The organism is Methanoculleus sp. (assembly GCF_035363275.1).
Taxonomy (GTDB): domain Archaea; phylum Halobacteriota; class Methanomicrobia; order Methanomicrobiales; family Methanoculleaceae; genus Methanoculleus.
On record NZ_DAOSET010000118.1, the window covers coordinates 1 to 2,307 of the forward strand.

Sequence of the window (2,307 nt, forward strand, 5' to 3'; positions counted from 1 at the left end):
GTGGCGGCCGACGTCGGCATCGTGAGCCTGAGCCCCTCCTACATCGATGGGAACAGCGTGGACGGGGATGTCTCCATGACCCTCATCACCATGGTCAACGGTGACCGGGTGGACGGAGAAGGCGTCCTGTTCCTGGGCCTGGACCTCGGCATCCTCTCGCGTGGCAGCGATGCGACGTTCAACAACATCCGCAACGGCTACATCGGGCTCCCCTACTACTACGAAGAGGAGGAGTACGAGCCCTACGCCTTCTACAACTGGTGGGGCGACGCGAGCGGCCCATCGGGCTTTGGCCCCGGCACGGGAAGCCCGGTCACCGGCACCAACTACGAGCCCTGGCTGACACAGCCGGCGGACGTCGTCCTCAAGACCGGCAAGTCCTGTTTCGGGCTTGAGATCGGGTCGCCCAACATCGGCGGCGACGGCTACCGTGACGGTCTTGAGCCGGGCTGGAACACCCTCTCGTTCCCGCTGGCGCTTGAGAACAACACCTGGCAGGCGGTTACCCACGCCGGCGACGGCCTCAACTACAGCGTCGCCTGGACCTGGGACGCTGCCGGCCAGCGGTGGGTCCAGATGACTGCGACGAGCAAGATCAACCCGCTCGATGCGGTCTACATCCGGATGAACGAATACGACCGTCTCCCGGTCGCGATCAGCCCGGAGATCACGAACCCGCCGGTGAAGAGCCTCAAGGCAGGGTGGAACCTGGTCGGCCCGGCGTATGACCTCGATAATGGGCCGATAGGCGATCCCTACCTCTGGTGGGGCGAGCCCTACGGGACCCCGGTCTGGGAGGCGCTGACCTCCGCAGAAGAGACGCCGGCAGGCCTAACAGGCTACAGCATCGTCGTTTCCCCGTCCATCAACCCTGAAGCCTGGGTCTATACCTGGGAAAATTACTGGGACGACGGATACGATATGGACGCCACCTGCGGTTACTGGGTCTACATGAAGAACCCCGTCGAACTTGCCGGGTTCTCCTCGACCCCCCTCCCCATGCCCGGATGGGCATGGGACCTGTAGGGCGGGGACCCACCAACCCATTTTGAGGAACAACTATGAAGCGAACACCAGCAACCATCCTCACGCTCCTCATCGCAGTCAGCCTCCTTGCCGTCCCCGCGCTCGCCAACGGCGGTGATACGATCCCGCACGTCTTCTACGGGCAGGTCTATAACGTGGACGGCTCGAACGCCCCGGCAGGCTCGATCATCGTCGCATCTGTCGCGGGGAACGCCTCCGGAACGACCACCGTGACCACGGCCGGGCAGTATGGGGTCGGTCCCCTGGACGGGGACGCCGAGAAGTTTGCCGTCTGGAATGCCGCCATACACCCGGGCGACACCATCACGTTCTCCATCTACGGGGTCACGGCAAGAGAGTCGGCGGTCTACGAGAGCGGCGGCTTCACGAACCTGACGCTCACCGCGAGCGCGGCGCCCCCCACGCCCACGCCGACAGGCGGGGGCGGCGGAGGTCCGAGAGGTGGCGGTCCTGTCATCACGCCCATCCCTACCCCATCCGCACCGGCGGTGCCCGTCGGGCAGGCATCGCTCCCCCTCTCGGCGACCGGTGAGGTCAGCGAATCGGTGACGGTCAGGACCGGCGACAGCGTCGGTTCGCTGACCATCGGCGAGGGCACGCGTGCCCGCGACGCAGACGGAAATCCGCTCGGCGAAGTGACCATAGTCCGTGCCGACGCCGCCGGGCTGCCCCCGAATCCGCCGGGGACGGCGATCGGGCTCGCCCTCACCTGCGGGCCGGCCGGCGCCACCTTCGACCCCCCGGTCACCATCACCTATACGCTCTCCGAGGAGGAGTGGGAGAGGGTCAGTGACCCCGCCACCCTGCAGGTGATGTGGTACAATCCCGGAACCGGCGAGTGGCAGGAGGTCCCCGCAACCGTGGACCCGGCAACCCGGACGGTGACGGCACAGGTCTCGCACTTCAGCCTCTTCGCCCTGACCTGGGCCGCAGCATCCCCGGCGGAGGGGGCCACCCCGGCCATGACCGGAGCGCCGGGCGCAGAGGTCACGCAGGGTGAACCGGGCGCGGCAGCCACCGGGGACCTTCCCCTGGCCGCCATCGCCATGATCTTCGGGACCGTCGTGATCATCGCGGCAGGGTTCCTACTGCTCCGGCGCCGCTAACTCCCCGCCCTTTTTTCCCGCGTCCGGCCCTGATAACCGGAGCCACGGTCCCGGCCGCCTACAACCGGACTATATCTCCGGGAGGTCGGAAGATGCCGCTCCCGGAACCTTGATGCACCGGCAGGAGAGACCCTGAAGGGGAAACCAGGACCGC

Annotated in this window: 2 protein-coding genes; both read left to right on the forward strand. The window is 66.8% G+C overall.

Features of this window, described 5'->3' with window-relative positions; all coding sequences use genetic code 11:
- A partial coding sequence (locus PLN84_RS13125) for a hypothetical protein (protein WP_348532177.1) occupies nucleotides 1-1,026 on the forward strand: 1,026 nt, incomplete at its 5' end.
- Between the two features lie 35 nt (nucleotides 1,027-1,061).
- A complete protein-coding gene (locus PLN84_RS13130) occupies nucleotides 1,062-2,153 on the forward strand; it encodes a hypothetical protein (RefSeq protein WP_292385754.1) in 1,092 nt (363 codons plus the stop codon).
- Nucleotides 2,154-2,307: the final 154 nt, after the last annotated feature.